General features: G+C 34.4%; 24 protein-coding genes and 1 pseudogene. 14 read left to right on the top strand and 11 right to left on the bottom strand.

Annotation, left to right across the window (positions count from 1 at the left end; translation table 11 throughout):
* Positions 1 to 147: 147 nt before the first annotated feature.
* Positions 148 to 690 carry a DUF2975 domain-containing protein gene (locus ACIQXQ_RS11335; protein WP_402957455.1) on the top strand — a complete coding sequence of 181 codons (543 nt, stop codon included), beginning with the start codon at positions 148 to 150 and terminating at the stop codon, positions 688 to 690.
* A 13-nt stretch (positions 691 to 703) separates the two neighbouring features.
* Complete coding sequence (locus ACIQXQ_RS11340) at positions 704 to 916, top strand: helix-turn-helix domain-containing protein (RefSeq protein ID WP_402957457.1); 213 nt, start codon at positions 704 to 706, stop codon at positions 914 to 916.
* Between the two features lie 228 nt (positions 917 to 1,144).
* Here the strand turns inward: ACIQXQ_RS11340 and ACIQXQ_RS11345 are convergent, their stop codons facing one another.
* A complete protein-coding gene (locus ACIQXQ_RS11345; protein WP_402957459.1) occupies positions 1,145 to 1,690 on the bottom strand; it encodes a GNAT family N-acetyltransferase in 546 nt (181 codons plus the stop codon).
* 207 nt (positions 1,691 to 1,897) lie between these two features.
* On the opposite strand from ACIQXQ_RS11345, the gene ACIQXQ_RS11350 reads away from it, so the two are divergent.
* The 3 genes from ACIQXQ_RS11350 to ACIQXQ_RS11360 all read left to right on the top strand — a co-directional run bounded on the left by ACIQXQ_RS11350 (position 1,898) and on the right by ACIQXQ_RS11360 (position 3,544).
* Entirely contained in the window at positions 1,898 to 2,311 is a 414-nt protein-coding gene (locus tag ACIQXQ_RS11350) for a cytidine deaminase (RefSeq protein ID WP_402957461.1), read from the top strand.
* 23 nt (positions 2,312 to 2,334) lie between these two features.
* Complete coding sequence (locus ACIQXQ_RS11355; RefSeq protein WP_402957463.1) at positions 2,335 to 2,922, top strand: hypothetical protein; 588 nt, start codon at positions 2,335 to 2,337, stop codon at positions 2,920 to 2,922.
* A 148-nt stretch (positions 2,923 to 3,070) separates the two neighbouring features.
* Positions 3,071 to 3,544: an SMI1/KNR4 family protein gene (locus ACIQXQ_RS11360; RefSeq protein WP_402957465.1), complete on the top strand. Its 474-nt coding sequence runs from the start codon at positions 3,071 to 3,073 to the stop codon at positions 3,542 to 3,544.
* 93 nt (positions 3,545 to 3,637) lie between these two features.
* Here ACIQXQ_RS11360 and ACIQXQ_RS11365 read toward each other — a convergent pair whose 3' ends face one another.
* Genes ACIQXQ_RS11365 through ACIQXQ_RS11375 form a run of 3 tightly spaced genes read right to left on the bottom strand, consistent with a single transcriptional unit; the run spans position 3,638 to position 5,656 of the window.
* A complete protein-coding gene (locus ACIQXQ_RS11365) occupies positions 3,638 to 4,405 on the bottom strand; it encodes a hypothetical protein (RefSeq protein ID WP_402957468.1) in 768 nt (255 codons plus the stop codon).
* Position 4,406: 1 nt separating this feature from the next.
* Positions 4,407 to 5,285, bottom strand: coding sequence for an ATP-binding cassette domain-containing protein (locus ACIQXQ_RS11370; protein WP_402957470.1), 879 nt, complete (start codon positions 5,283 to 5,285; stop codon positions 4,407 to 4,409).
* A complete protein-coding gene (locus tag ACIQXQ_RS11375) occupies positions 5,282 to 5,656 on the bottom strand; it encodes a GntR family transcriptional regulator (protein ID WP_402957472.1) in 375 nt (124 codons plus the stop codon). Before ACIQXQ_RS11375 ends, ACIQXQ_RS11370 begins: the two co-directional genes overlap by 4 nt.
* A gap of 383 nt (positions 5,657 to 6,039) precedes the next feature.
* Here ACIQXQ_RS11375 and ACIQXQ_RS11380 point away from each other — a divergent pair.
* Positions 6,040 to 6,599, top strand: a pseudogene (locus ACIQXQ_RS11380) (competence protein ComK).
* 643 nt (positions 6,600 to 7,242) lie between these two features.
* On the opposite strand, the gene ACIQXQ_RS11385 reads toward ACIQXQ_RS11380, so the two are convergent.
* From ACIQXQ_RS11385 to ACIQXQ_RS11415, 7 genes are all read right to left on the bottom strand, one after another.
* Positions 7,243 to 8,043, bottom strand: coding sequence for a hypothetical protein (locus tag ACIQXQ_RS11385; protein WP_402957474.1), 801 nt, complete (start codon positions 8,041 to 8,043; stop codon positions 7,243 to 7,245).
* 12 nt (positions 8,044 to 8,055) lie between these two features.
* Positions 8,056 to 10,368: a hypothetical protein gene (locus ACIQXQ_RS11390; protein WP_402957476.1), complete on the bottom strand. Its 2,313-nt coding sequence runs from the start codon at positions 10,366 to 10,368 to the stop codon at positions 8,056 to 8,058.
* Positions 10,369 to 10,389: 21 nt separating this feature from the next.
* On the bottom strand, positions 10,390 to 10,623 hold the full coding sequence (locus ACIQXQ_RS11395; RefSeq protein WP_402957478.1) for a hypothetical protein: 234 nt from the start codon (positions 10,621 to 10,623) through the stop codon (positions 10,390 to 10,392).
* Positions 10,624 to 11,425: 802 nt separating this feature from the next.
* Complete coding sequence (locus ACIQXQ_RS11400) at positions 11,426 to 13,012, bottom strand: AlwI family type II restriction endonuclease (RefSeq protein ID WP_402957479.1); 1,587 nt, start codon at positions 13,010 to 13,012, stop codon at positions 11,426 to 11,428.
* The gene (locus tag ACIQXQ_RS11405; RefSeq protein WP_402957481.1) at positions 13,009 to 13,557 is read right to left on the bottom strand and encodes a hypothetical protein; all 549 of its coding nucleotides are present in this window, start codon (positions 13,555 to 13,557) and stop codon (positions 13,009 to 13,011) included. Before ACIQXQ_RS11405 ends, ACIQXQ_RS11400 begins: the two co-directional genes overlap by 4 nt.
* A gap of 744 nt (positions 13,558 to 14,301) precedes the next feature.
* Positions 14,302 to 15,237: an HNH endonuclease gene (locus tag ACIQXQ_RS11410; RefSeq protein WP_402957483.1), complete on the bottom strand. Its 936-nt coding sequence runs from the start codon at positions 15,235 to 15,237 to the stop codon at positions 14,302 to 14,304.
* Between the two features lie 20 nt (positions 15,238 to 15,257).
* Positions 15,258 to 16,445: a DNA cytosine methyltransferase gene (locus ACIQXQ_RS11415; protein ID WP_402957485.1), complete on the bottom strand. Its 1,188-nt coding sequence runs from the start codon at positions 16,443 to 16,445 to the stop codon at positions 15,258 to 15,260.
* An 875-nt stretch (positions 16,446 to 17,320) separates the two neighbouring features.
* Here ACIQXQ_RS11415 and ACIQXQ_RS11420 point away from each other — a divergent pair.
* The 8 genes from ACIQXQ_RS11420 (at position 17,321) to ACIQXQ_RS11455 (ending at position 26,558) form a co-directional block, all read left to right on the top strand.
* Positions 17,321 to 17,647 carry a phosphoribosyl-ATP pyrophosphohydrolase gene (locus tag ACIQXQ_RS11420; protein ID WP_402957487.1) on the top strand — a complete coding sequence of 109 codons (327 nt, stop codon included), beginning with the start codon at positions 17,321 to 17,323 and terminating at the stop codon, positions 17,645 to 17,647.
* Positions 17,648 to 17,712: 65 nt separating this feature from the next.
* Positions 17,713 to 19,398: a DUF262 domain-containing protein gene (locus tag ACIQXQ_RS11425; protein WP_402957489.1), complete on the top strand. Its 1,686-nt coding sequence runs from the start codon at positions 17,713 to 17,715 to the stop codon at positions 19,396 to 19,398.
* Positions 19,399 to 19,455: 57 nt separating this feature from the next.
* Positions 19,456 to 21,870 carry a DEAD/DEAH box helicase family protein gene (locus tag ACIQXQ_RS11430; protein ID WP_402957491.1) on the top strand — a complete coding sequence of 805 codons (2,415 nt, stop codon included), beginning with the start codon at positions 19,456 to 19,458 and terminating at the stop codon, positions 21,868 to 21,870.
* Between the two features lie 312 nt (positions 21,871 to 22,182).
* Positions 22,183 to 22,410, top strand: coding sequence for a hypothetical protein (locus ACIQXQ_RS11435; protein ID WP_402957493.1), 228 nt, complete (start codon positions 22,183 to 22,185; stop codon positions 22,408 to 22,410).
* Between the two features lie 77 nt (positions 22,411 to 22,487).
* Positions 22,488 to 22,991 (top strand): hypothetical protein, encoded by a 504-nt coding sequence (locus tag ACIQXQ_RS11440; RefSeq protein ID WP_402957495.1) that lies wholly within the window; start codon positions 22,488 to 22,490, stop codon positions 22,989 to 22,991.
* Between the two features lie 46 nt (positions 22,992 to 23,037).
* Positions 23,038 to 24,951 (top strand): hypothetical protein, encoded by a 1,914-nt coding sequence (locus tag ACIQXQ_RS11445; RefSeq protein WP_402957497.1) that lies wholly within the window; start codon positions 23,038 to 23,040, stop codon positions 24,949 to 24,951.
* Position 24,952: 1 nt separating this feature from the next.
* The gene (locus tag ACIQXQ_RS11450) at positions 24,953 to 25,801 is read left to right on the top strand and encodes a hypothetical protein (RefSeq protein WP_402957499.1); all 849 of its coding nucleotides are present in this window, start codon (positions 24,953 to 24,955) and stop codon (positions 25,799 to 25,801) included.
* Positions 25,791 to 26,558, top strand: a complete 768-nt coding sequence (locus ACIQXQ_RS11455; protein ID WP_402957501.1) for a hypothetical protein — start codon at positions 25,791 to 25,793, stop codon at positions 26,556 to 26,558. Before ACIQXQ_RS11450 ends, ACIQXQ_RS11455 begins: the two co-directional genes overlap by 11 nt.
* Positions 26,559 to 26,717 lie beyond the last annotated feature (159 nt).

The raw sequence follows: 26,717 nt of genomic DNA on the forward strand, positions 1-26,717 counted from the left end.
GAGGGAGATACTTCGATTAAGGAGCATCTCCTTTTTACAAGATTGCGAGCGATTTTCAAAACTTATAATTATTGTTTTACAATAATCCTTTATTGTTTTATAATAAAAAGGAAATAAATGTAAAGTGATAAAGGAGGGCTATATCTAATGAGTCTTTTTACCAAGTCTGTTTTGAAATTCTTATCAATTATGTCTCTGATTGCTCAATTTTTATGTGCGTTTGCCGGATTAATGCTACTATTTGGGACTGGAGCTGTATTGTTAGTTCCGAATGGAGTTAAAAAACAATTACTACAGTATGTAGATGTTAACTCAAACTTAAACACAAACCCATCAGTATGGTTTTTAGTACTTTCTTGCTTAGTGGCGCTAGCAATCATTGCTTGTTTGTTTATCATTATGCATGCGTTACGTAAAATGATTGGTAATATTTATATACAAGACTTCTTTGTTTACCAAAATCTTACGTGCCTCAAACAAATCCTGATCGCAATCACAAGCTTCACCATTTTGCAGTTCATCAGTCAGCTGTTCTTTGCAAAACTACACGCTTACAATGTCAGTAATGTTTTTTCAAATTCCAGTCCAGGTTTATTAGGCAACATTCTTCTATTAGCTATCGTATATACGCTTTATGTGGTTTTTAAATACGGAATATCCTTGCAAGACGATTCTAACAACGTGATTTAAGTGGGAGCTCCTCATGATAAAAATTAATCTAGATCGAGTCATGCTAGAAAGAAAAATTTCTTCAAAAGTATTAGCGGAAAAAGTTGGAATTACCCAAGCTAACTTATCCATACTAAAAACAGGTAAAGCGCGTGGTATTCGCTTTGACACATTAGAAAAAATCTGCCAGACATTACAGTGTCAACCTGGTGACATACTCGAATATGAAGAAAAAACTGGCATATAACAATGGTTATATGCCAGTTTACAACTATTCATTAATATGGACTGAAAGTTAACTACGCCACACGTCTTTAAAATATTCGGATAGGACACCTTCTCCTTGAAATCTATCTTCAAGAACCGCTTTCACCTGATCTTTCACCTGATGAAATTTCCCTTTAAGTTTTTGATCAGTATTGGGGAAAGATGCTAAGTGTACGATGACTGTATGGCTGATTCCGCTAAATCCCCGTTACTTGAATACCTTATACCAGTATAAAGTGGTTTCAATATCAGGATTATAGGACTGCTTGAGTGTGTCCACTCCACCTAGTATGAATCCTTGTTTCACATAGAATCTGCAGGCACCAAGATTATCATCTTGGGTTTCCAAGGACATGCCTATCAGGTTCCTTTGTTTGGCCCACTCTTCTGCCTGATGTAAGAGCAACGTTCCGACGCCACTGCCTCTATACTCTTTCTTGGTCGCAATGTTTTCAATATAACAGAAGCGATTCCAATCCTGAATGATTCTAATTTGCCCTATGCACGTATCATTCAGATAAGCTAAAAACAACGCTTTATCCTCTTGGTTTATATAGTGACTCCAATCCAGTTCGTCATCTGGAAAACGTGTTTCTCTAGCTTTATCAAAAAGAACCTCTTCATAAGACCACTTTCCTGCTTGTAAACGGGGGACAACCCTACCAAATAACGTAAAATAATCATTTGTCAGATTGATATCCTCTATCAAGTCATTATTTAATGGATAAATTATGAGTTTATCTTCACTACCCAATCTCAAACACTTCCTTTTATGATGTTTTTGAAAAGATTTAAGGATCATTAAGCCATTGCACTGTTAGCTGAATAAGCCTCTTTTAATATATTACCAAAAATAGTAAACTAGGTAATTGAATTTATGCTAAAGTGGTATAGGATTGTTAAAGTTTACACGTAAACTAATACGTTAAAGTATTTTTGCAAGGTAATGGGGGGGAGAAACATGAAGATTGAACAAAGATTGTATCAAGCAGCAATCGAATTGATCACAAGGAGATACCCTTCTGGATGGGGCGGTGCCGCAGCAATGTATACGGAGGATGGCAAGGTCTTGACAAGCGTTGCGCCAGAGGTCATAAATGCATCGACGGAATTGTGTATGGAAACGGGTGCGATTCTTGAAGCACATAAGCTGAACACAAAGATTACACATTCTATTTGTGTGGCAAGAGATAACGAACAGGCTGAATTTAAAGTCTTAACTCCTTGCGGGGTATGCCAAGAAAGACTTTGGTATTGGGGGCCTCATGTAAAAGCAGCCATTACGAACCCAGATCAAAGACTTGTATATAAAACACTGGAGGAAATCCAACCATTTCATTGGTCAAAAGCCTATGATAATCAAGATCCTTCTTGAACCAACGGAGTCTTTGAAAAAAAATGAACAGTAAGCACATTAAAGTTGGTGAATACATGGTAGGTAGAAAATATGAGTTAGCAAAAGCATTTCCATCTGAATTAGAGGAAGATGTGCTGAGGGTGTTGAGTATGATGACCCAAACAAACAAGATAGACGTCTCTTCTTGTTTTGAGGTTCACTTTAAGGGAAGTAGGTTGAGGATTCCTGAACGCATGTACAATAATGAATTTTCCCTATCGCACTATCAATCCTTAACAGATCGACAACAACTAGTGGTAGATTGTTTATTTACAAGGCATCACGATGGGTTTATTAGAGAAAAGTATTTAAAAAAGATCATTCATCAATGCAGTGACGTCAATGGGTGGATCCTTCCCTATATCATTCGGCTGACGGGGGAGTATGTAATAGAAATCTTACACGTGATAAAAGAAAATGTAGGTCATATTGATAAGGATACAATAAAAGAATTCATAACAGAGAATCCAAGATTTTATCAGACAATCAAAAGTCGAGTAGTAAGTTATTGGGATTGTTATTATAGAAGGGAATATCCAGCCAAAACAGATTATGTAGGTTTTGAGATCATTGAGTATTTCGGTTCGTAGATTTTTTACATATAGCTTAAGTTTTGGGAGTCCAAACATTCGTAACATGAATATTGAACAGGAAAAGGATAAAAATCCTATACAAGTAATAATGAACCATGTAACATGTGTCTTGAATGAAAATATGAACGTATAGGAAGTGCAAACAATGGGGAAAAGCATCTGGTTAGAAGATGTAGAAATAGAGAAGTTAGCACCATTAACAGATGAAATGGTCAAAATGGCGGAAAAACAGCTGAAAGTAAAATTACCGCAAGCTTATATAACGCTCCTTAAAGAACAGAACGGTGGCTATATCGAATGCAACGCCTATCCAACTGATGTTCCGACATCATGGGCGGATGACCATGTGAACGTGGACTATATCAGCGGAATTGCCGAAGAAGATGGCATCCTGGATAGCGACTATTTAATCGAAGAATGGGACTTGCCGAAAAATATTGTCCTTATCTCCGGCGATGGACATACATGGACGGCCCTCGATTACAGAAAGACGAAAGAAAACCCACCTGTTATATTCGTTGATGTGGAAGATGAGAAGATCATTAAATTAGCTCCTGACTTCGAAACGTTCTTAAGCGGATTAACCGTGTGGGAAGATGAAGAGGATGAAGATGAGTGACAGCCACCAGCTGAACTGCAAAACAAAGCCTCACTACATGTGACATGTAGTGAGGCTTTACGTTTATAATTATTAACAGCATCCTCATACCTATTAAACCTTAATGGCCACCCTTTTAGTAAATTGCCGAATGATACAAAGGATTATTCCTACTATCACCAGCACTACGAAGACCGAAACATACAAAGGCATCGTGAAGGTGTAGTTATACATCCCAATTCCGAGTCCGGCATGAATGAGAACGTCTTCTATATAAAGAACTAAGCCCCCCAATGCAATACTGCCTAGGCCGGCAATGGTTCCAAACCGGTAGAAGGCCGCCCCGATGAGCCATCCTACTATATAATAGGTGAGGATATTTAATGAGAAGATCAATAGGGCTAATAGCGGGTCACTGTGAAGTTCTACAATCGGTGTTAAAATAACGGATTGGATCATATCACTAAGGTTTCCGCCATCATCTATACGCTCCGACTTATACCCTTGAAAAACGATTGGTAAATCAGCAAGCTTGATGATAAACGAAATCACATGATTAATGAGTGCTGACATTAAGGGAATGATGATCGACAAGGTGACGGAAGCGATAGTGGCACCATAAAAGAAATCTTTCCTTGTGATTCCATGGCCTACATAGTGTTTGATGAAACTAGATGAGGAGATAATCCCGATGACAAGCATAAATATATTGGAAGTAATGGAAGACGAGGCGAAAAATGTACTTACTTCATCCTCGCTAAACTGAGAAGTGGTTATTTTAATTACATGGATAAGCAACATGACGCCAAAGAAGCTGAGTGTCCAAACAAACTGCATCCAAAACATATCCCTCGTTACTTGTAAGTAAGGCTTTTGATTCATTTCAGACATCCTCTCCAGTCAAGTGAATGAATAAATCTTGAAGCGAAACGGGTCCAACTTCGAGTCCACGTTGCTGCGCCTCTTTTCGTTTGGCTTCACTTAGTTCCCCGAAAACCATTACAGACTTGGTGCCGCCCAATTGCTGTACACTTAACTGCTTCAATTCAAGGCCACGCACAAAATCATCTACCTCATCAGTTTCTCCGGTGATCGAAGCACCTTTCGTGATGAACGATTCATACTCTTCCTGAAGTAACAGCTTTCCTTCATGCAGAATCAATACTTCATCAAACAAATAGTCCATTTCCGAAACTAAATGAGTGGAAAGGATGATAATCCTCGGATGGTGAGCTTGATCCTCTAACACTTCCCGGTAAAATATCTCACGTGTCGGCGCATCCATCCCTTGATAGGCTTCATCAAAAATCGTGATTGGTGCCCTACTAGCCAAGCCGGCAACCACATCAAAGGCAGATTGCATCCCTTTTGAGAATTTCTTCAATGGTTTATTTGCCGGTAAATTGAATTTCCTGAGGAGACTCTCCGCATAGTCACGGTCAAAATTCGCTCGATACCTTTCGACATCCCGGAGAAGGTTTTTAGCGTTTTCGGATTCTTCCTTATAATCTTTACTGTAAATGAAATTAACCAATGACATGACCTTTGCATTCTCAAAAGGCTCTTCACCATTGATTGTAAGCATACCTTCCGTTTGAGAGCGGAATGAGGAGAGAATGGACAATAAGGACGTTTTTCCTGCCCCATTTCTGCCGAGAAGACCGTAAATCTTCGGTCCAGACAGCTTGAAATCAATATGCTGCAGGGCATGGTGCTCCCCGTAGCGTAAACCAAGATTATTCACAACAACCTCTACCGTCAATGCAACCCACGTCCTTTCACCTGTTTAATGAACTCCATTATTTCATGTTCACTGATGCCTAGATTATCTGCTTCCTGGACCAAGCCGATGACATACTGATCGACGAACGCCTTTTTCCGTTTTTGAACAAGCTTGCTTTTAGCACCTTCCGCTACAAACATGCCAATCCCCCTTTTTTTTAAAAGAATCCCTTCCTCCACTAACTGATTAACCCCTTTGGACACCGTAGCATGATTGATCTTATAAAAGCTGACGAGTTGGTTCGTGGAAGGAGCCTGGTCGCCTTCTTTTAACTGATCATTCACAATCTGATCCTCGATTTTCTCGCGTATCTGTAAATAAATCGGTTTATCCTGATTGAACGGTTTCATTTCCCTCACCACTTTTCAGAATCACCATAATCAAACTTATATGGTTATATACTTATGTGTATAACCATAAAGGGTTAACCAATATTTGTCAATAATTAAGTGAAGGGAGCTCCATGTCTGTAAATTTCATGAAATTGTCATTTTCAAAGAGACCGGACCTAAAAGTTCTATTAAACTTCACAAAATGACTGGAAAATCAGTGAAAATGAAAGAATCTCCATTAAGAAAATGTAAAAGTTATGCCCTTGTGGGTCTGTATTGTAAAGAGTAAGTTCATTTAACAGGAATATGAATCAAAAAGAACGAGTTTTATAGGTCTAAATAATTAGGTTGATTTTACAAAAAATACATAAAATAGGATAATGGTCGCAGGGGTGATTAATATGAAAAGAGAATACATAATTAACAAAGAAACAATTAGTTTAATATCGGAGTTTGATAATTTCGGTAAGGAGAATACTAGAGCAATAGAGGGAGAGAATATGTTCTTGGTAAATAAATCTCCAGAGAAAATAATCAATGATACTCTTAACTACCTAGGATCAAGTTTAGAAGGGGCCATTATAGGTTCCAAGTCCATACTGGGAAATAAATACAGAGTGCCTATTTCCATTTCTGCAAAACAAGGTATCACTTGGTTTCCATGTAACTCCTTTAGACCAAAGGAAAGCATTTGGTTAGCCATTCTCACATTGAAAATTTAGAGAAACTAAATTCTATTGAAACCATAGTACATATGAGTCATGGGCATAGTTTAAATATATCTATGAGAAAAAAACAAATTGAAGACAGGATGGGAAGGGCAGCACTTCTTCAAACTAAGCTAGTTGAACGTTCTACAAAGAAAATGCTTTTTCTATATGAAAAGGGAAGTGGTATCAAACTTTATAAAAGAAAAGGGGAAATAAACTTCTTAGTGAATGATAAAGAAAGAGTGGATTAATATTTATACAAAATTCTGCTTACCTTAATGTATTTAGATAAAACTATACTTATGAAAAAAGTATAGTTTTATCTCATTAACTCAAGTAGCGGGTTTTTTCTAAGTACTAATGAAATTGTAGATGCAATAGCTAAAGTTAAAAAGTATAAAAATTGCACTTAGCTGAAAAAGGTTTATAAAGGAGGAGTAGCTCATTTTTCTTCTGTTAAAAACAAATTCGCAAAAGCCAAATACAACCCCTATGTTTCAAAGGTACTTTATGAAGCTAATGAAAGAAAGGATCGTGTTAAGGTTCTTATCGTTTGTGAATATTCGCTGACTCACGTTTAATGGTAGCTTTGATGGAAGGCATTATTACGAACACATCATCCTCTTACACGGGGACATGCTATCGTTTTGCCAACGTACTTTCAAAGAATTTGTAACAATATCGGGTGATAAAACTTTGTATTTTTCATTGCAATTTTCTCTTTTCTTTAAAAGACAACTCTCATTCGGTTTCAATATTATTTAGGTTGTGGAGATATAATTTTTTATAATCGACTGACTTATGACAAAGTAAAAATATACCTGTTAGATCGTTAATTTAAACAGGTATATTTTTACTTTGTCTAAAAACCGGTATTTTAATAGAAAATAGATTCTATAAATTTTGTGGTTTATAGACATTTATAAATACACTATTACATAATTCTTTCAGAGAAGTATTTTCAGATTTATATTTTAAATCATGAAATGCTTCAGAAAAGTATTTTTCACGATATTTTTTTTTCTGTGTTAAACGTGCTTTAGTTGGTTTAATCCCTCGATCCGTGAAAAATTTAGCATATAAATTGATTTTCTCTTTACTCATAAAAAGAACATTGGATAACTTTTGATTTAATTGATCCTCAGTTAAAAAAGATAAATCTTTATTTTTGGTATATAAACGGAGTCCAGTTGTTAACTCCCGAAATATTTCACGAGAAATCTTTTTTTCTTTTGACACGGTCAGTAGCCAATGGATGATTCGCTCATCTTTTGAAAGAGCAGGTATATCGAAGATTTGAGACCACTCTGACCAATTGATTAATTTGGCTTCTTCTAACGGGTAATTGGCCAATCGATAATAGTAGTCAAGAATTTCTCTAGACTCTGAACGATCTTTTGGTAGGGTGTCATCCTGTGAAGCAAAATGTCTTATTTGTTGGAAAAATATTGTTTTTTGGTACTCCTTTACGTTGTGAAATTTAAGTAATTCACGTAATTTACTACCGTACTCATGAGCGAATTCTAATCGGTTTTTTTGAATGATTCCATGGTAGCGTGTTTCTAACTCATCCTCTAAAGTAGGAATTGCTTCTAGTAGTGAATCCATTAATTGTTCGGCTTCCTTTATTTCCTGTTCTGAAAGTATGCCAATATAGGCTTTTTTACCTTCAACTTGCTTTATTAGCTTTGCCATGTGTTGGTCCTCCTAGTTTAAGTTTCTTTTTAGTTGGATTTTATCTACTACAGCGTTAGCGTGTTGTAATAACGCTGCTTCGGAAAGTTCTTCTATCTCAGACATATCATCACTAAACATGGCTAAAATAGTGGTGTTTCCTTCAGCTAAATGTACATAAATAGTTTGTTTTAGCATTTCTTCGATAATGTATTCTTTACGCTGTTCTTCATTATTAGCGATTTTTGCATATAAAGGGTGATCTTTATATAGTGAGAAGGACCAATTTCCTTGTGTTCCGCTAACCCACGAACGATAGTCATCTCCTTCGAGCATTTGGACAGTGCTAAAAGTTTGATTAATAAAACCATCTTCTTGATTTAAGTAAACAAGAAGTGGTGGATTCTTACAGATGATTTCCGAAACTTCATATTTATCAAGTTTATCAGTAGCGCTTAAAATAGCTTGTATCTCAATAGGGCCTTTTAACATAATATTTTCATAAAGATCTTTAGTGAGTTCGATATCACTACAAGGAATAATGATTTCAGTGTGTGGTGGAAGGACGAATTTATGGTGACAGCTTGTTTCTAAAAATGTTTTTGGTCGTTGGGCCATGTAAGTTGAAACGTTCAATCCCAAAGAAGCCATATGAGGAGAATTATTTGAAATCTTATAAGAGATATTTTTTATAATTTCTCCTGTATTAACACGTCTACTTTGGTTATTAGGAAGGTCAATTGTTTCAAGCTTTAAAGAAAAATCTCTAGTTTCAGAAACACGTCTTTCCATATCATAATAAAAAGTCGCTTCTATTTGTTCCTCTTTAAGTGAACCTGGGGGAGAAACTGTTAAAACGATAGAATGTTTTTTTTCAGGTATAAAGTCATTTGAAATTTTAAAGTTGAATGGTGGTGAGAGAAAATTCTCCCCATTTTCTATTCTTACCTCATCACTAAATATGGATACAATTGTATTTTTTTCACATTTAATTGTTAAGTTAACTTTGAATTTTTTGGGAGTAGAGTATTTATTGGTAATACCAAAAGTTATATCTGTAACTTCATCCCCAAAATTTAAATAGTTAGCTTTATCAATGGGAAAGCTCATCCCATGCCACTTTAATGAGAACTTAGACTCGGATTTTTTACCTGAATCCCCATTTGAAAGATCTATATCATTTAGTAAGCTATCTAATTCACCAGCTACCTCAATTAATTCGTTTTGCATTAGGTCATCCTCTGCAACTTTCTTATTAATGTAACCCTCTTCTTCCATGAAGATCTCATATTCATTTGATACAGCTAGCTTTAATGATTGGAACACATTTGTTCGTTTATTAGTAAAACCGTAATGTTCAAGGTTTTCAATTGTTTCAATGTGTTTCTCAAAATCTTCGTCTACTTCAATATAACCAAATAGCCTATCTTTAATTTCTTCAGGAATATTTAAGGGGACTTCACCCATTTTCATATTTTTTCGATATAAATATACTCCAAGAAGGTCTTCTGAAATAGTACTTTTTGATATGCCAAAATGTAATTTTCTTATTTTTGAAAAACCAGGCAATTGGACATTATCAATAGTTTTATGGGATATTAGGTTTTCAGTTGAATATTCTTGTGGGACTTTGGCTTTCTTATTTTTGCTGGCAGAATCTATTACCTCGATCTTGGCTTGATATTTTCCTATAATGGGCCACCAAGTTTCCTCAATATGTTTCATAAACAGTCCTGAATTAATAGCGTCGACAAGTTTATCAATTGGATCAATGATAATAATTCTAGTACCATTTTTTTTAATAGGTTTCAAACCAGTTTCTTTTTTTAAGAATCTTTTTGCGTTTTCTCCTTCATATGCTTTAGGCGCTAGATTAAGTGTATTCCCCTCTAATATTTTAAAGTTTACTCTATAACCGTCCTTTGAGAGACTTTCATATATATAGTAATTGCGTTTTGAAGCAGCAGAAAATATTAATTTCCCTCGTCCGAATAATCCGGCTCCTTCATTCCCACCAGAATAGTTCATGGCTGAAAAGCGAGCTAAACGGTAAGAAGGATCTAGATTATCTGTTAGGTTACTAATATCATCCATTGTTAGATTTGCACCAGTCAACCCATGAGTTCCAAAATCATGAATAGTAAGGAATTGGCCAGTGAGATTGTTTATAACTTTAAACTGCATTCCCCAACCTTTTCCACGTACTAAATCAACTCTCTGCCCCCATGAATTTTGAACAAAATCTTTTTGTAATCCATGAATTAATCCTTTAGCAGGTTCAGTTTCATATCCTTTTACAACTTGTGCTATGTTTGATTTCCAATTTTGTGGTACTGCTACAGCCATTATAATGACCTCCAATAATGTTTATTTGTGAAATTTGAATTCGGTTTTTCTTTCCTTATTTTCTTCTATAAATCTATTTTTTAAAGTTTTAATTTCTGATTCTAGCGTATCTATTATTTGTTTAACGTGTGCATCAGTATATTCGTAGTTGTTTTTGTTCGCTAGATTACCTATAAGTTGTAGTTTTTTTAATGTATCACTAACTCTTTTTTCAGCTAGCTCTTCGAATTTGTCCATTTTTTTATTAGCATTCAATATATATACCTCCAAATTAATAATTATTTAAAAATATAATATAAATATAACATATAATAAACTGCAAAATTAAAATATGTATCTATTTTAAAAATGTAGTGATAATATGTACTGTATTTTGTGATTTTTAATCGAAAATATATGTATTTTTAAGGAGGGAATTTATGAATAAAAGAAATAAATATACCAGAAGGAGCGTAATAGGTGAAAAAAGTTCTTAGAGGTTAATATAGTTGGCTACACGTTATTAGGTTGTAAAAACGATTTCAGCATAGCGAATTCTTAAAAAGTATATGAAGTGAGGAAGTTTATCGAGATACGATGGTGGTGTATTATTCATATTCAACGATAAAGGAGGAACGTCGCTATTTAGAATTAGAAAGATGGTTTGATCGAAGATTTTCATTAAATAGGAACTGAGGTAAAAGATACGATCGAATATAGGTATAGGCGAGATGTGTATCCCAGCTTATCACATAATAAATGAAGAAATTTAAAGAAAAATGGCTAATAAATTGGACTTAATATCGATGCAAGAGCAGAATATAGAGTAATTGAACCTAATGATTTCTAGAAATAATCTTCAAGTCAACAAAAGTGTATGCTCAGTCGAAAACATACACTTTTGTTGACTTGAAGATAATAATACATTTTAAAATATACAGATTTGAGATGATTTAGTTTTGTGAGCAGTAATTTGTTATAGCAGTTATTAGGCTACTATAACCTTCACTGTCTACAACGTTATCGGTACCTATTTCTTCTTTGAAAATATAAATGTAAAATCTATATCTCCCTTGTTTTAAAAATGTGTAATCCCCTTATTTTGTATTGCTTCGACAAATAATTGAATACGCATCTCAAGTGTTAAATCGTTTTCTAAGCAGTAGTCAAGGAACCCGATTAACACATCGCGTTGCAACATAAAACCTTCAATGTGATGACCAGTTAATTTGTCAGCTAGTTTAGTAATAGAGTGTAACTTTTTATCACCTGTATATTTTGCAGAGGTAATGTATCCGAAAAATGAAAGTGGGGTATTACCGTAATTTAGGTAATTAGGAATATATTCGCTACCCATATAATTAGCTAGATTTTGTGATAAAGGGAAGCCTGACTGATAATATTTGGTATCGATAATGCCACAGTAATTTTTATACTGCACAAAAATTTCAATTTCTGTTGAAGTCCCGTTTATTTTCGGTTGATAAGTGACTTCAAATCCAATTGCTTTTAAGATTTTTACAGTTTCTTTTTCAAATTCACTTGGTGTGAGGTCGCCTAAGTAGTTTTCAACAAATTCTGCAGGAATAGTTATTAATTCCGGTTTTTTGATGATTAGATCATTAATGATTTTTTCTGCTTTTTTTGGACCAAAAACTGATATGAAATGTGGAAGCAATTCATCTTTTGACAATTCGCTTGCATTCGGAAGTCCATTCAGAATAGCGGCAACCTTATTTTTGAATTTATCTTGGTTGTTTGCAGGCTTAATATCATTGTAACCACTCGCTTTATAACTATCTATGTCTAGACCATTGTTTTGTGCCATACGCTCAGATGAAATTAAATAGCGTGTGTTAAACGGATAACGCTCATCGTAGTAGGCTATTATTTCTTGTGAATCATTAATTAAACTAGGTTCGATTTTTAATATAGATTCGCCTCTAAGATATTCTACTAGGCCTGTATATTCACAAAGCATCATGAATGTATGGGCTACATCTGAATGCGCTTGGAAATAGTCACGTGCAGCATGATCATTTCGAGCTCGGTGATCATATTCAACAGCGATTTCTTGCTTCATTTCTTCTTGTTTTTTATCATCACTCGAACGGAACTTTAAAATACTCTGTATCACATGTTGAAGTTCATTATCACGCTGTGCTGTCATAGCGAAGTATGTGATTTCCTCTTTAGTGATAAAGTAATCTAATTTAGTACTTTGGACTAATTGAATTAAAAAACGAGCAGGTCTAATCCGAAAGGTTGGTGCGAATTTTGGACGAAAACCCTTTTCTAAAAAGTAAGCATTTGGAATCTGTAGTGTCAGAATTTGTTTTTTTACATTCTCATATTGTTTATAGTCATTAATTAGAGATTGACCTACTTTTGTCGGTTTTACATATCCTTCATGATCAATATAGCAGTAAGCGAATGTTTTCAGCATAGCACACCATGTACGGCCACCAGAGCCATCGGTACTGATGTTATTTCGTTTTAACCCTCTTGCAACCAATACTTTTTCGAATTGTTTATGTGCCTCGCGATTTCCTTGCCACTTTGTTGTAAAGTTATTCGTCGCCTCTTTTAATGCACTTATTGCATCTTTGTGAAATTCAGGATCTCTCTCTGGACGTGTAATAAACCATACTTTACGCTCACTCATTTTCTCTTCATCCTTTCTAGTTGGGCTACTTTTTGTTGTTGCTGTTGGTTCTTTAGTTCAGAATTGATTAATGAATTACTGAGCAACTGTTTAAGTAATTCTTTTTCCTTTTCAGTAGTTGATTTATTTTTGTAAAATATAACTATTTGAGAAAGTGCATTAAGGTTATTCTGGATAAGTATTTCAATTTGATCTTCTGTAGTAATATGATTAAGGAGAGTTAAGATATCTTTATAAGTTAATAGTAGTTGGTCCAAACTTGGGATTCTTGAATTTTCAATTTTGTATTCTTTGCAAATGTCAATCATTGCTTGCCAATATCTTAATAGGCTTATGGCATTGTAAATACTTAATTCATTTATATTTTTATAAATTGTATTCAATGATTTGCCTGCTTTTTCAGCTAATTCGGTACTCCTACTTTTTTTTGTCTTTACATTATTTACTAGGAAGCCAAGTATATCTTGTTCAAGGATCATGGCAGTTAAATATTGTTCAGTTAGTTTTCTGAGAGCTCCTTTATTAAAGTCTTCCTGCTTTTCCATTTGATCACCCCCTTAAGCCTCTTATAAAATATCATTGCAAATTAAAGTTGCACAGATTAATCCTTATAAGGATTAATCTGTGCAATAAAAATTATTTTTATTAAAACTACAGTTAAAGTTGCCTGAATTTTATTTTTAAGCAAAATGAAGAGGGGTTTTTCTTGCAAAGTATTAGCCGTAATAAAATTAAAGAAAAGTATCATGGAATCGAAGTCAAAGCGTACAACAGCTTGATTCATTATGAGCAACAACAAGAGTAACTTTCTTAGCAGATCAAATTTTAGGGAAGTTAGCTTAAAGGATTTTCATTAGTACAATAGTTATTAGCTGAACGACATAAGGTTAATGATCTACAAACACAAGTACCCTTTGGCAGATCGATATATTGTGGTGAAATACAAATTCTGAACGTATTTTGACTCTGGAATAAGTAAGCGGGGATAGTTGAATGTGCTATTCTCGTAAAATTTATTTCTAGTAAGACAATAAACCACGATTTAGCTTTCAAAGAGGTGAACGATTGTTCAGAGTGTGTTATCCGAATGGGTATTGGTATTTTAGAAATTATATTAATAAGGTGCAAAGGAAGCAGGCTAGACATTCATATTGGCCCGGATGCTACAATGAATTTTGGTTTGCCAATCAAACGATTGAATTAGAACTTTGATGTATTGTTAAAGTAGTAGTTCAATAAAATAAAATAAAATAAGCAACAGGCGCAGAATTTTTTTCTACGCCTGTTGCTTATTTTTTGAAGACATATTGACGATGATAGGCCATATATTGTTGCATTTCATCCGCCATTTGAAGGAGTAACCTAGAATTGATGTTAAAACTCATTTGTTGTGACGATGAAAGTAAACTGGAAGTCAGGATATTGCCCGTTTTCTCAAATGTTATTAGGCCTTTATCAAACAAGTGATCATGGTTTGGACATAATAAAATACCATTATGTATGTCCAAACGTTCCTGATTGGTACTAAATGCCCAAGGCTTGATATGACTCGCGCGTGTGTGATTTGCTTCTACACTGCAAAGAACACACGTTTTGTATTTCATCAGGAGCAATTTGCGGAACTTCGCTTGTCCCTTACGTTGCTTGACTTCTTTTATAATTTCCGTAATCAATTCTTCATCGAAATCAATATTATCAAGACCCTGCTTCACAATTTTTTCTACTGTCGAAGTAGAGGTTACGGTATTGAATGAATAAGGTTTAACAATAAAAGCCCCTTTTTCATTCTCTTCTACAATCATACCTAATCCCAGTATCAAGTTGACACCCTTTTCTACTTTATGCAGGATGCCAATTGGAATCTGGTTTTCTAAATTGTACCGTGCTGCCGCAATGTCACTCTTTTTTCGATTATCTTTTGGGCTACTAGGAGGTCTCATTTCAATCGTATCAAATTCGTGAAGCGTTTTATCTTTCCAGATAATTTGATGGCCGTAATTTTCATCTGATTCGGTTGCTTGATAAGAGATTAGAAACGGCATCCCAGCCGGTTTATAGAAACCACGGATTAAGTCATGCAGAATGTGATCTTCTTCTACAAATTGATCTGCTGGTACGCGTTGTTCTTTGTTAATGCCCTTAATCGGTACTTTACCAACTATAGTTTGGCCTTTTAATCCCTCGAACTTACGTAATATTCCTTGGTGAACAGGACCACTTAACATGTTTCATTCTCCTTTACAAATTAGATATTATTAAAAGCTAATTGTTTTTCATCAGTATTGATATTAGTCTTTTCAGCTTTTTTTAATTTCTCTTTTTGTAAATGTTCTAACTGAAACTTTTTTGTTGGTTCAACGAACTCATAAGGTATTTTTGCAAATGATTTTAAAATTGCTACAAAAACAATTTCCGCACCTGCTGGAGGGACAGCCATGCCTATTTGTTTACGGGCAGCTTCTTTACTTCCTGTGAAGATGAAGTCATCAGGGAAAGTTTGTAAACGTGCACGTTCACGGTTAGTTAAAGCTCGTGTTTCGTCCCAGTGATACATATGTGTACCACCACCACCGCTACCTGTTACCGTATATGCTGGACGTGACGGGTCAAGCCGTTTATAAATAGAACTTAAACGGGCACCTTTAACATTTAACTGTAAATCTTCAGGTATACCAATGTACCAAGCATTTTCGCCTGGTGGAATATAGCTTAGCATTTCTTGAACTTTCGCGGTATGACGTGGCATCTCATGGTTGGGTGCGTCTTCTGGTATCGGTGGGTTTAAAATGGCCTCTTTACATGTTTTATATTCAGCAGAATTTGGTGTCGTTGGTGCAGGTACTTTGAACTCAACACCTTGTTCAGCAAGATCTTTTCGAATTCCTACAATAATGATGCGGTGCCTTGCTTGTGGTACACCGTACTCTTCAAATTTATAAAGGTGTGGTGTGACTACATATTCGACTTTGCCAGGTGCCTCTAATTCATTCAAAATTTGAATAAATGCACGACCTTCATTCGCACTTTGTAAACCTCCGACATTTTCGGCAACAAAGAATTTAGGTTTGTATTCGTTTAATACTTTGACACCATAGCTATATAGTGGACCAAATGTACCGCCTAAGCCTTTCTTTTCTCCAACATTGCTATAATCATTACATGGGAAACCGAAGGCGAAGCAATCAATGTCTTTTAAGACAGAACGATCACCAATCGGTAAGTTTTCAACAGGACCGCAAATCACACTTGGATCATTTTCATCGCCACAGATATTGAGTGCAAATGTACGACAAGCATTTTGATCGAAGTCATTTGACCATGTATGTTCAATTTGGAATACTTCTTTTGTCTCCGGGTGGATAACGACAGCGTTTTTTGCTGCTAAGCTCAAACCACCTGGGCCGTTAAATAATTCCCCTTTTTTAAAAATCATGTTTTCATCTCCTTGATTAAGAACTAATAATACGAACAGAAGTTCTTGCATATAGATATGCTATAATCTATATTACTACTTTTTTTATCAAAAAGTTGCTGTAAAGTTTAAAATAAGTAAATTTCACTAAAATAATATGAACGAGTTGCTCAATGTTATAAGTTTATTTGTTATATTTTGATTCAGTAATCATGAAAATCCATGGAGGTCCTACAATTACATAATGATATATTGGTAATACTAGATCAGGATTTACAAGAAAATTTTACATGCAAGGCTATGATTTTATCGATTACAACGATGAAATTACTATTTTTGTAGATGACAGAGAGGATTTGAAAAGGCTTTTAATCGGTTTTGTAAGTGCTTTTGGGGAGTAAAGTCATTTAGCCGGACGTCTGATGTTTGTACGTATTGTCGATAATGAATTCAGTACGGATAACGGTAGAATTAAGCATAAAGATATCTTTAATTTAAGTATAAATTTAAATATCAAAATAATTAAGAAGAGTTAACGTACTTAAAGTAGATGTGCTTAAAGAGAATATTTTACGATATAATGGTAACGTTTCAAATTAAATATATGGAAAATCCTGTGTAATATATTACAATGCAGTATCTGATGAAGCAAGACGCCAACGTTATAACGAATTGTTAATTGATAATTTAGATATGTACAACTATATTATCAAATATGAAATGTTAAAAATAATGATCGTTTCTTAAAACTACTTTAACTAGCTACTTCATGGTAACCTCCTATGATTTTGCTATGTTTAAATAATATCATAATTGAGAGCCTGTGTGGAAATGACAAAATTAAGGATAAGGTCTTTTGATATAATCATGATATTAACTTTGAAGGAGGCCGTTACATGACAATCTACAACAAACTAGTCCGTGATCGTATCCCGGAAATAATTGAAGGTACCGGTAAGAAATATATAACCCGAGTATTAAATGATAAAGAATTTATAGAAGAGTTAAAAAATAAAAGCTTTGAAGAGCTTCAGGAATATGTAGAGACCGATAACAAAGAAGATGCAATTGAAGAATTGGCGGATATTTTAGAAATTATTCATGCCTTAGCGAAAACTCAAGGTGCTTCTATTGAGGATGTCGAGGAGTTACGTAAGAGTAAATTGATTAAGCGTGGAGCATTTAAAGAGAAAATTTATTTGATTGAGGTTGAAGATGAGTAAGGCTTGATTTATTCATGAACTTAGAAAAATCTTTTTGGTTAAACTTAATAGATAGGAGAATACTTATGCCAATTAATAATTCAGCTTTTAAAACTATTGGATCATTTTTACAAGATAATATTTATCACATACCTGATTATCAAAGAGAATATTCATGGGAAGAGTTACAAATAGATGATTTTTGGTTAGATTTAAAAAGTGTTGTTAATAATGAAGAACAGGATCATTTTTTTGGCCAAATTGTAGTCCATAATGATGAAGAGGAAAATAAAAGATTTATTATAGATGGACAGCAAAGAACTACAACTTCTGTAATCTTTTTAAGTGTTCTTAATAGGTTATTTGATTTTTTATATACGAATTATAAAGATTATATAGCACGTGAAAATTCAGAAGATATTAGAATAAAATATATAGGAAGATGGTCTCCTCAAAAAGATAGTCTGAGATTAAAATTATCGAACAAAGACAATAGATATTTTATGCATAATATACAAATAGACTCAGATAATGATTTAGAAAAACCTAAATCAAAGTCTCAAAAAAGAATTTATGATGCATATAATTATTTATATGAAAAAATAATGAATGAAATAAAAAAAGCAGGTAATAAGGAACAAGAGTTAGCAGTTGTCAATGAATATTATGATAAGTTTATTAATTCATTCAAGGTTATGTACGTAGAGACAAATCAATTAGAAGAAGCATTTATAATTTTTGAATCGCTTAATGCCAGAGGAAAAGGGCTAGAGACTTCAGATCTTTTAAAGAATCATATATTTAAAAATGCTCGAGGTCAGATTGATTATGTTAAGAGAAGTTGGGAAAAAATGCAAAGTAGTTTAGAGAATGTAGATACTACTAGATATATTCGCCATTATTGGAACTCAAAAGAGGATTTTGTCCGAACTGTTTCTTTATATAAAAGAATAAAAAAGAAAATAAACACTGAAAGCAAATGTATTACTTTAATAAATGAACTAGAAAACTTAGCTCAACTATATAATTCAATAAGTACCAAAGAAAATACTGTTTATTTTAAAAATAAAAAGTTAAATACTAGCTTAAATAATTTAAAAACTTTTAATGCTAGTCTTTTTTTTCCTATTGTATTAGCTATGAAAAATAAAGATTATAGTGAAGAAGATATTTCTATTGTGGTAAGGGAAATAGAAATGCTGGTATTTAGGAATATTATAATCTCAAATAAAGTTACTAATAAGTATGAAATGATATTTGCGGAAATTGCATATGCTATATCAAACAAATCCGAAATAGATATAGCTCCTATCCTGACCAGCCTTCAAAAGTTACAAATATCAAATTCTGAATTTGAAAACGATTTTAAAACAGCTAAAATTACAAAAAAACCGATTATTCGGTATATCTTTAGAGAAATAAATTCACTTTTTGATAAAGAAATAACAATTATCGAAGATAATAATAGGATTCATATTGAACACATTATGCCGGATAAAATTGGTGATTGGCAAATTGATGAGGATACTAAAGAAGAATATTTATGGAGGTTAGGAAATCTTACTCTATTGGGTGATGAATATAATAGAGAAATTTCAAATAAAACTTTTAATATAAAATTAGAAGTATATAAGAAGAGTAGCATTGAGATTTCCAATAATCTGAAAAAATATAAAGAGTGGGGTATAAAACAGATTATAGAAAGACAGGAATACCTAGCGGAACTAGCTCTTAAAGTTTGGAAGATAAATAAATTTAAGATTGAGGATTGAACTGTTCATGGAAACAATAAATAAATTTAAAGATAAAAAATTCTTGGCGAGATTGAGATGAGTAAGGTCCAATTAATTACGAGTCAACTTGGAACACACTTATTGGAGCAGATTCAGTCTGCTTCTTCGATATGTATTTTGACTTCCTTTGTCATGAAGTCCGGTGTTCAGTATCTGGGAGATGCCTTGAAAGTCGCAGCTGAACGTGGGGCAGAGATTAAGGTGTGTACAGGCGATTATTTATTCGTGACGCAGCCAGAAGCATTGAGAATGTTTTTAGAGATTGATCCTAGGATTGAGGTCAGGCTGTGGAAGAGTAATGGTGTGTCCTTTCATCCAAAAGCCTACCTTTTCCAAACGGAGAAGCAGGATTGCTTGTTTGTTGGTTCTTCCAATCTATCAAGGTCTGCGTTAAGTCATGGGGTGGAGTGGAGTCTTTCCGTTAGTGATGATGAGGATGTCTTTTCCGAAGGCTTGCACCTTTTTTTAGAAACGTTTTATGCCGGTCAAACGATTCCATTGAATCAAGAAACGCTGAAGGAGTACGAAGATCGGTATGAGAAGTTTCACATACATACGCCAAATCTTGCACAAAAATGGACAGAGTCAGAAGAAATGGATTTAATGCTTCCAAATGAGACAGAACCTATTCCAACAACGGAAGTCATTCATGATCCACCGGCTCCGTATGGAGAAATCTATCCACGATTCGCACAGATTGAAGCGCTCGAGGAACTGAATAAAACACTGGAAGAAGACTATGATAAGGCATTGGTCGTGATGGCGACCGGGTTAGGAAAAACGTATCTTGCTGGTTTCTTTGCCCGTAACTTTAAACGGGTCCTGTTTATTGCCCATCTTGAAGAAATTCTACATCAGGCAAAGAAATCATTCCAGACGGTCATGCCTGATCAGGAGTTTTCTATCTATAATGGCAAGGTGAAGGAAACGAACGGACACACCACTTTTGCATCGATTTATACATTAAGCATGCAACGACATCTCCAAGTGTTTGATCCTGAAGAGTTTGATTTGATTGTGGTCGATGAATTTCATCACGCGGCAGCGGATTCTTATCAACGGGTACTGGAGTACTTTAAGCCGAAATTCATGCTGGGGATAACAGCCACACCGGATCGAAACGATAACAAAGATGTGCATGCAATTTGTGGTGGGAATGTCGCTTTCCGATTGGATTTCTTGGAGGCAATTGAGCGGAACTGGCTTTCACCATTTAAATATTATGGGGTTTATGATGAGACAGATTATAGTCAGATTACATGGCTCGGGAATCGGTATGATGAGACCGAATTACTTCAGCTTCAATTACGGGACGAGATGGCGGATAAGGTACTGCAGGCATGGACGGACAAAAAGCAAACGCGGACAATAGGCTTTTGTTCTTCGATTAAGCAAGCAGATTTTCTTTCTACCTATTTTAATAGGAAGGGATTTCGAACGGTTAGCCTTCATTCCAAGCAAGTGGGTTTAAATCGAGACGAGGCCATAAGTCGGCTTGCAGAGGGCACTTTGGATATTATTTTTACGGTAAATCTATTCAATGAGGGAGTCGATATTCCCGCCGTAGATACGCTTTTATTTGTAAGACCGACTGAATCTTTAACGGTCTTTACCCAACAAATTGGGAGGGGGCTACGGCTCCATGATACCAAGGATTATTGCGTGATCATTGATTTGATAGGTAACTATCGTAATGCAGATGTTAAGTTGAGTTTGTTTGATAAAGATTTTAGCAAAAAGAAAGGCAAGGCCATTGAGCCGGTCTTGCCTGAATTATGTGATATGGAATTGGATGTTCAGGTTATCAATCTCTTAAATGAAATGGCGAGGAAGAAGCAGCCTAGACAAGACAAACTACTGAGCGATTATCAAGTATTAAAGCAGGAGTTAGGAAGAAGACCAACATATTTGGAATTGCATTTAAAAGGGGCCTCCGATTCTCCTCAGTATCGGCAGGAATTCTCTTCTTATTATGGATTTTTAGAATGGGCGGGGGAGCTTTCAGAAAGTGAATCAACCATTTTTCATAAATATGAACAATGGTTGGTGGAAGTAGAAAAGACCGGTATGGCGAAGAGTTATAAGATGGTGGTTCTACTTGCGATGTTGGAGCGGGGACAGAATGATTGGTTCAAACCCATTACATCTAGGCAAGCGGCTCCTTTCTTCCATGGTTACTTAACTGAAACCGAATATCGTAAACAAATCGACTTTGCGGACAACTCTTCTAAGAAACTATGGCAGTATGATGAAGCTGGAGTTAGTAAGTTGATAGCAACGATGCCGATGACCAAGTGGAGTGGAAGTTCTAAGGGCCTCCTTTCGTATGGAGATGATACGTTTAAGCTGAATTTCGATATTGCACATGAGGATCAGCCGCTTTTATTTGATATGACAAAGGATATTTGTGAATATCGGCTGCATTATCATTTTGAGCGAAAGGCTAGATAATCACTGATTATTATATTATGCAGAAAATTATTTTCAAGTAATAACAAAATTAAAGAGGCATACATGTTGTTCACCAACATGTATGCCTCTTTAATTTTATTGAGAATTTAGGCTGAATCTTTTGAAACAGTCTCTTCTTTATAAAGAGTGTACGAATTTACTTGATTCTTAATATATATGAATAAAAATATGCATATATTATTTAAAAATCTATACTTCATTTTCGAAATAAAGTAAAAGAAGTATTGTATTAGTGTATATTTACCTATATATTATCAATATAAGGAAAAATATGGGGAGGATGACTTACTCGTGTTAGAGACAAAGCGAGATCGATTCGTACGCGTTGCGGAAACAAGGACGAACAAAATTATTACTCTCATGAATTTATTAGGAAATTGTTCAAATAAAAATAATTATGAGTACACAGATAAAGATGTTGAGAAAATTTTTCTAACATTGGAAAATGAATTGGTTTTGTTAAAAGAAAAATTTGAGAAAGAACCCAAGAAAAAAGGCAAGAGATTCAGTCTTGAGTAAAGTGATCAAGAAGCCCACTCTCTTTAGCGTACATATAGTTCCGATCTATATAAAAAAACAAAAAGGCGGAAATGAAAATGGAATTGAAAAAGGCTGATCTCTATTTTGGATCTTTATTATCATTATTGGTGAATAATGGGCTGACTCCAGCCATATTAGAACAAGGAGAAAAGCGTAATATCTATAAGATTTCTACCAATAAGGGAGATTATAAAATTTTCTCGAAGTATCGGGTGTTGTCGAAAGAAAACTCGGATAGTTTGAACTGGCAATTTTCCTTTAGTGAAGCTGAAATAGCGGAAATTAGGAAACTAGAAGGGGAAAGTGACAAACTGTTATTGGCTTTTGTTTGTATAAATGATTTTGAAGATCGCTTTAAAAGTGAGCTGGCTCTTCTGTACCCTGGGGAACTGAAAGAATGCTTATATATAGATGAAGAATACGAAGGTTCTCAACGTCTTAACATTAAGTATAAGAAGGGGAATAGAGGGTTAAATGCATATGGAATCAAAAGGGCCGACTATGTAAATGAACAAAATAATAAAATTAGAGTGGAAAGAGATAGATTAATAAAATTATAGATAAAACTTCTGAAGTTCAGGAAATAAATTATTAAGGGAGTATGTTATGAATTCGGTAGATACAAAACAGTTTTGGAAATTCTCACCCATTCCGAACATTGAGGAGTCAAACTTTAATAAAATTTTAGATCGATTTTTCAATCTAAGGATATCCGGCTTAACACGTGAAAATACACAGAATGCTCTTGATGGACGGTTGCTTGATTATGAAGGACCAGTGCTTTTAACAATTAAGACTGGAACCATCCAGAAAGATGACATCCCCGGCATTGAAGAAGTGATTGATCGCATATCATGTCTGAAAGGTCGTAACAACTATACAAAAGAAGCGATTGAACATATGCGGAACAAAATGAATCAAGATGAAGTAGGATATATTTCATTTGAAGATTTCCATACCCGTGGTCTAAAAGGGGCTAACAATGGTCAAAGTGATTCAAAGGAAGATACATGGGCTATTTATGCATATAACAAAGGCGTTCATTCAGAAGAAGAGGATGAAGCAGTAGAAACTTCACGGGGCGGATCTCACGGTGTTGGGAAGATTGCCTCAAATGCAGCCTCTGATTTAAACCTCATGTACTTTGCCAATTGTGATGCAGAAGGGAATCAGCATCTCGGTGGCACCGTGCAATTGATCGAGCATACTTATCAGAACCAAAGTTATCGCTCTTCTGGCTATTTCACCGATATGGTAGAACCTGAACCCTACAAAACTAAGTTTTATCCATTTGAAAATACATTCCACGAGGTATTCGAGAAGAAGACCCGTGGCTTGAAAATTATTATTCCGTATTTACGTGAAGAGTATGACAATGAAAAGGAAATCATCAAGAGTGTCTGCGATAGCTTTTTTATATCGATTTTGCAAAATAAGTTAGAAGTAATTGTTAACGATAATAAAATCACAGCGGGAACAATTAAGGATTATGTTGAGAATCCTGATTATTATATACAACAGCTGGCAGATATTAAAACTGATTTTACACCTTTATACGTAGGGACTTATTTAAATGAAAAGCCAAGAGCATTAACTGTTTCAGATGGTGTGAATGAGTACCAATTTAATCTTTATTTTCGCTATGATGAATCCATCCCTAAAGGTAGGATGGCTATTGTTCGAACGATCGGTATGAAAATCGAAGACAAGAAAATTAAGAATAACGTTAATAAGCCTTTCAACGCAGTATTAATTGGTGGAGCAGCAGAAGATGCGTACTTAAAATCATTAGAAAACGAGTCTCATACAGAGCTGTCCTATGACCATATTAAAGATCCACTCCTTCAAAAGCGCGCAAAGAAATTTATTAATAATCTATCTCGAGAAATTTCGAACATTATCGAAGAAGCGATTAAGAAAAATAACCCTACAGATGGGCCCATGAATACTAAAGACATATTGTTTGTGATGGAAAACCAATTTAAGCGGGATCTATCGGATACGGTGTCGGCTGTTAAAATAAAAGGGAAGTCCCTTGTGAAGATGACAACGGATATTCCGAAAAAGAAGAAAAAATCAAAAACGAATAAGAAAGACGGATCAGAGAAAAAGAAAAGCTCAGTAAAGAAAGTGAAAAGTCAACTGACAGCAGATAATGAAAGTGGTATAGAACCAGAACGTGATAAATACATCGCTAATACAGAAATTGTTGAGCGTCTAATTGTTGGATCGAGTGAAATAGTCCATTTCGATTTTACAGACAGTAAAGAAATTAACAAAGAGGTAACCTGTAATATTTCATTAGCCATTATTGATGGAATGGGAATTGAGTATGCGGACGAATTTAATCTACTAAACAACTACAGCCGTGTTATTGATGGTACGACCGGTAACGAATGTAAAGTTGAAAATAATATCATTAAAGACGTTTCGATTACCCAAGGTGTATCTAAACTAAAATTAGAGTTAAAAAACAATTTCAATAAAGCCTTGAAATTTGTTTATTATGTAGAGGTGTAACATGATTTATAAAAAGGATGCAAATTTCCCATACCCATTATTAACAAATACATCAACGAGTTATGAAAGCAGTCAATTTATTTTGGATGTTGATTTACAGGAAAATGCAAGTACCTATCGATTTAATATTAAATACAATATTGATTCGGACTTTATGAACCGATTATTAGAAAAAGAACAGGCCCAGCTCATTTTAGTCATCCAATCCAAGGATAATAAATTCTATAAACTACGTCCGAGTGACACGTTTGTTGAGATTTCTAAGTCACGTATTTCTGTTAGTAAACGAACATCGATACAGCTACATCTTCAAGCGAAAGAGAATATTCACTTTAATGATAACAATGATTTAAGTGGAATTTATCAGCAATATAGAGATGTCATCATGGTGAGGAAGCACTCAACTTTGGGATTCTCAAATGTTGTAATATTCGATAGCCGTAGCAATAAACCATTAGATTTATTTGAAAAGAAATTGGACCCAACTTTATTGAGTGATATCAAAATTGAACTTGGCCACGAAACGATTATTATTCATTACAAAAGCGAAGAATTACAGTTTAATAATTTGCCAATGAGCAATTCATTAAATAATCCATATATTTATATGGGGCTTCAAAAAGCTCTACAACGTTTTATCGTTAATAATGGCGATGACGAGCAAGTAGATTTAGAAGAAATTGAACTTCCAGACGATCAATTAGACTTAAAACTATATAATTTAATGAAGAAAAAAATGATTCGTGAAATAAGTATCGATACGATTGATGAAGTTATCTATGTCATTTCGGAAAAAATCTTAGAGAAATTCACAGTAGCAGTAAAGGGGCTAAGTTCAAATGGAAATTAGACTGCTCAAAAAAGGCTATAAAAACAACGAACAGTTTTATAAGGATTTTTTAGACGATCAAGTTAAATATAAAGATGAGTATTTCTCGGAGGATGTTGTCTATATAGATGAAGCTCCAGATTTTCCGATTTACTTGGCACATCGTAACGAAAATGATCGAAAAGAATTGTTTCTAGAAGCATTTGAAGTCCTGTCACATTCCTATTTGAATACCGATCGTGATCTCCATTTTGACGAAGTATTTTGGCATTCTTTACTCACCGTAAAGAAACGGGATTATCTGCTAAGACAATATCCACAAATTTCAGAAGGCATCAATCATTTTAATAACATCGTTTTAAAGGATTTTAACTGGGAAAGTTATATTTATAAATGTGTTCTCGGTGTGCAATATATTAACGATGCAGTGTCTGATAAAGCAGGACGCCAACGTTATTACGAATTGCTAATTGATAACTTAGATATGTACAATTATATTATCAAATATGAAATTTTCCGTAATGACCGTTTCTTATTAAATATTTTAGACATCATTGATGAATTGCAAGTCTCAAAAATAATGAAGTCGAAAATTATCGGGCGAGATGATCTAGGAAAAGATGAGCGTGTAGGACGACGTGTCATTTTCGAATTCAATAAAAGTTATCCAGTCATTATGTCACCTATGATTGAAAAGGATGATTTAAAAGAGCTCTTTCTTGAAAATTTAAGCTCCTACTATGATATTTCTTCATTAGAAGAAACCGTTGAAGTTTGATATTAGATTGCTTTAATAAGATGCCAATCCATTTTACTATCTGTAAAGTGGATTTTTTTATGGGTAATTTTATCGAATAAATATGGAACTATCGTTATACTTACAGTAAAAGTAAGTTAAGTATAAAAATTACTCGATGTATAGAAAAGAGGAATTTAG

The sequence above is a fragment of the Peribacillus sp. NPDC097198 genome (assembly GCF_044762055.1).
GTDB lineage: Bacteria > Bacillota > Bacilli > Bacillales > DSM-1321 > Peribacillus.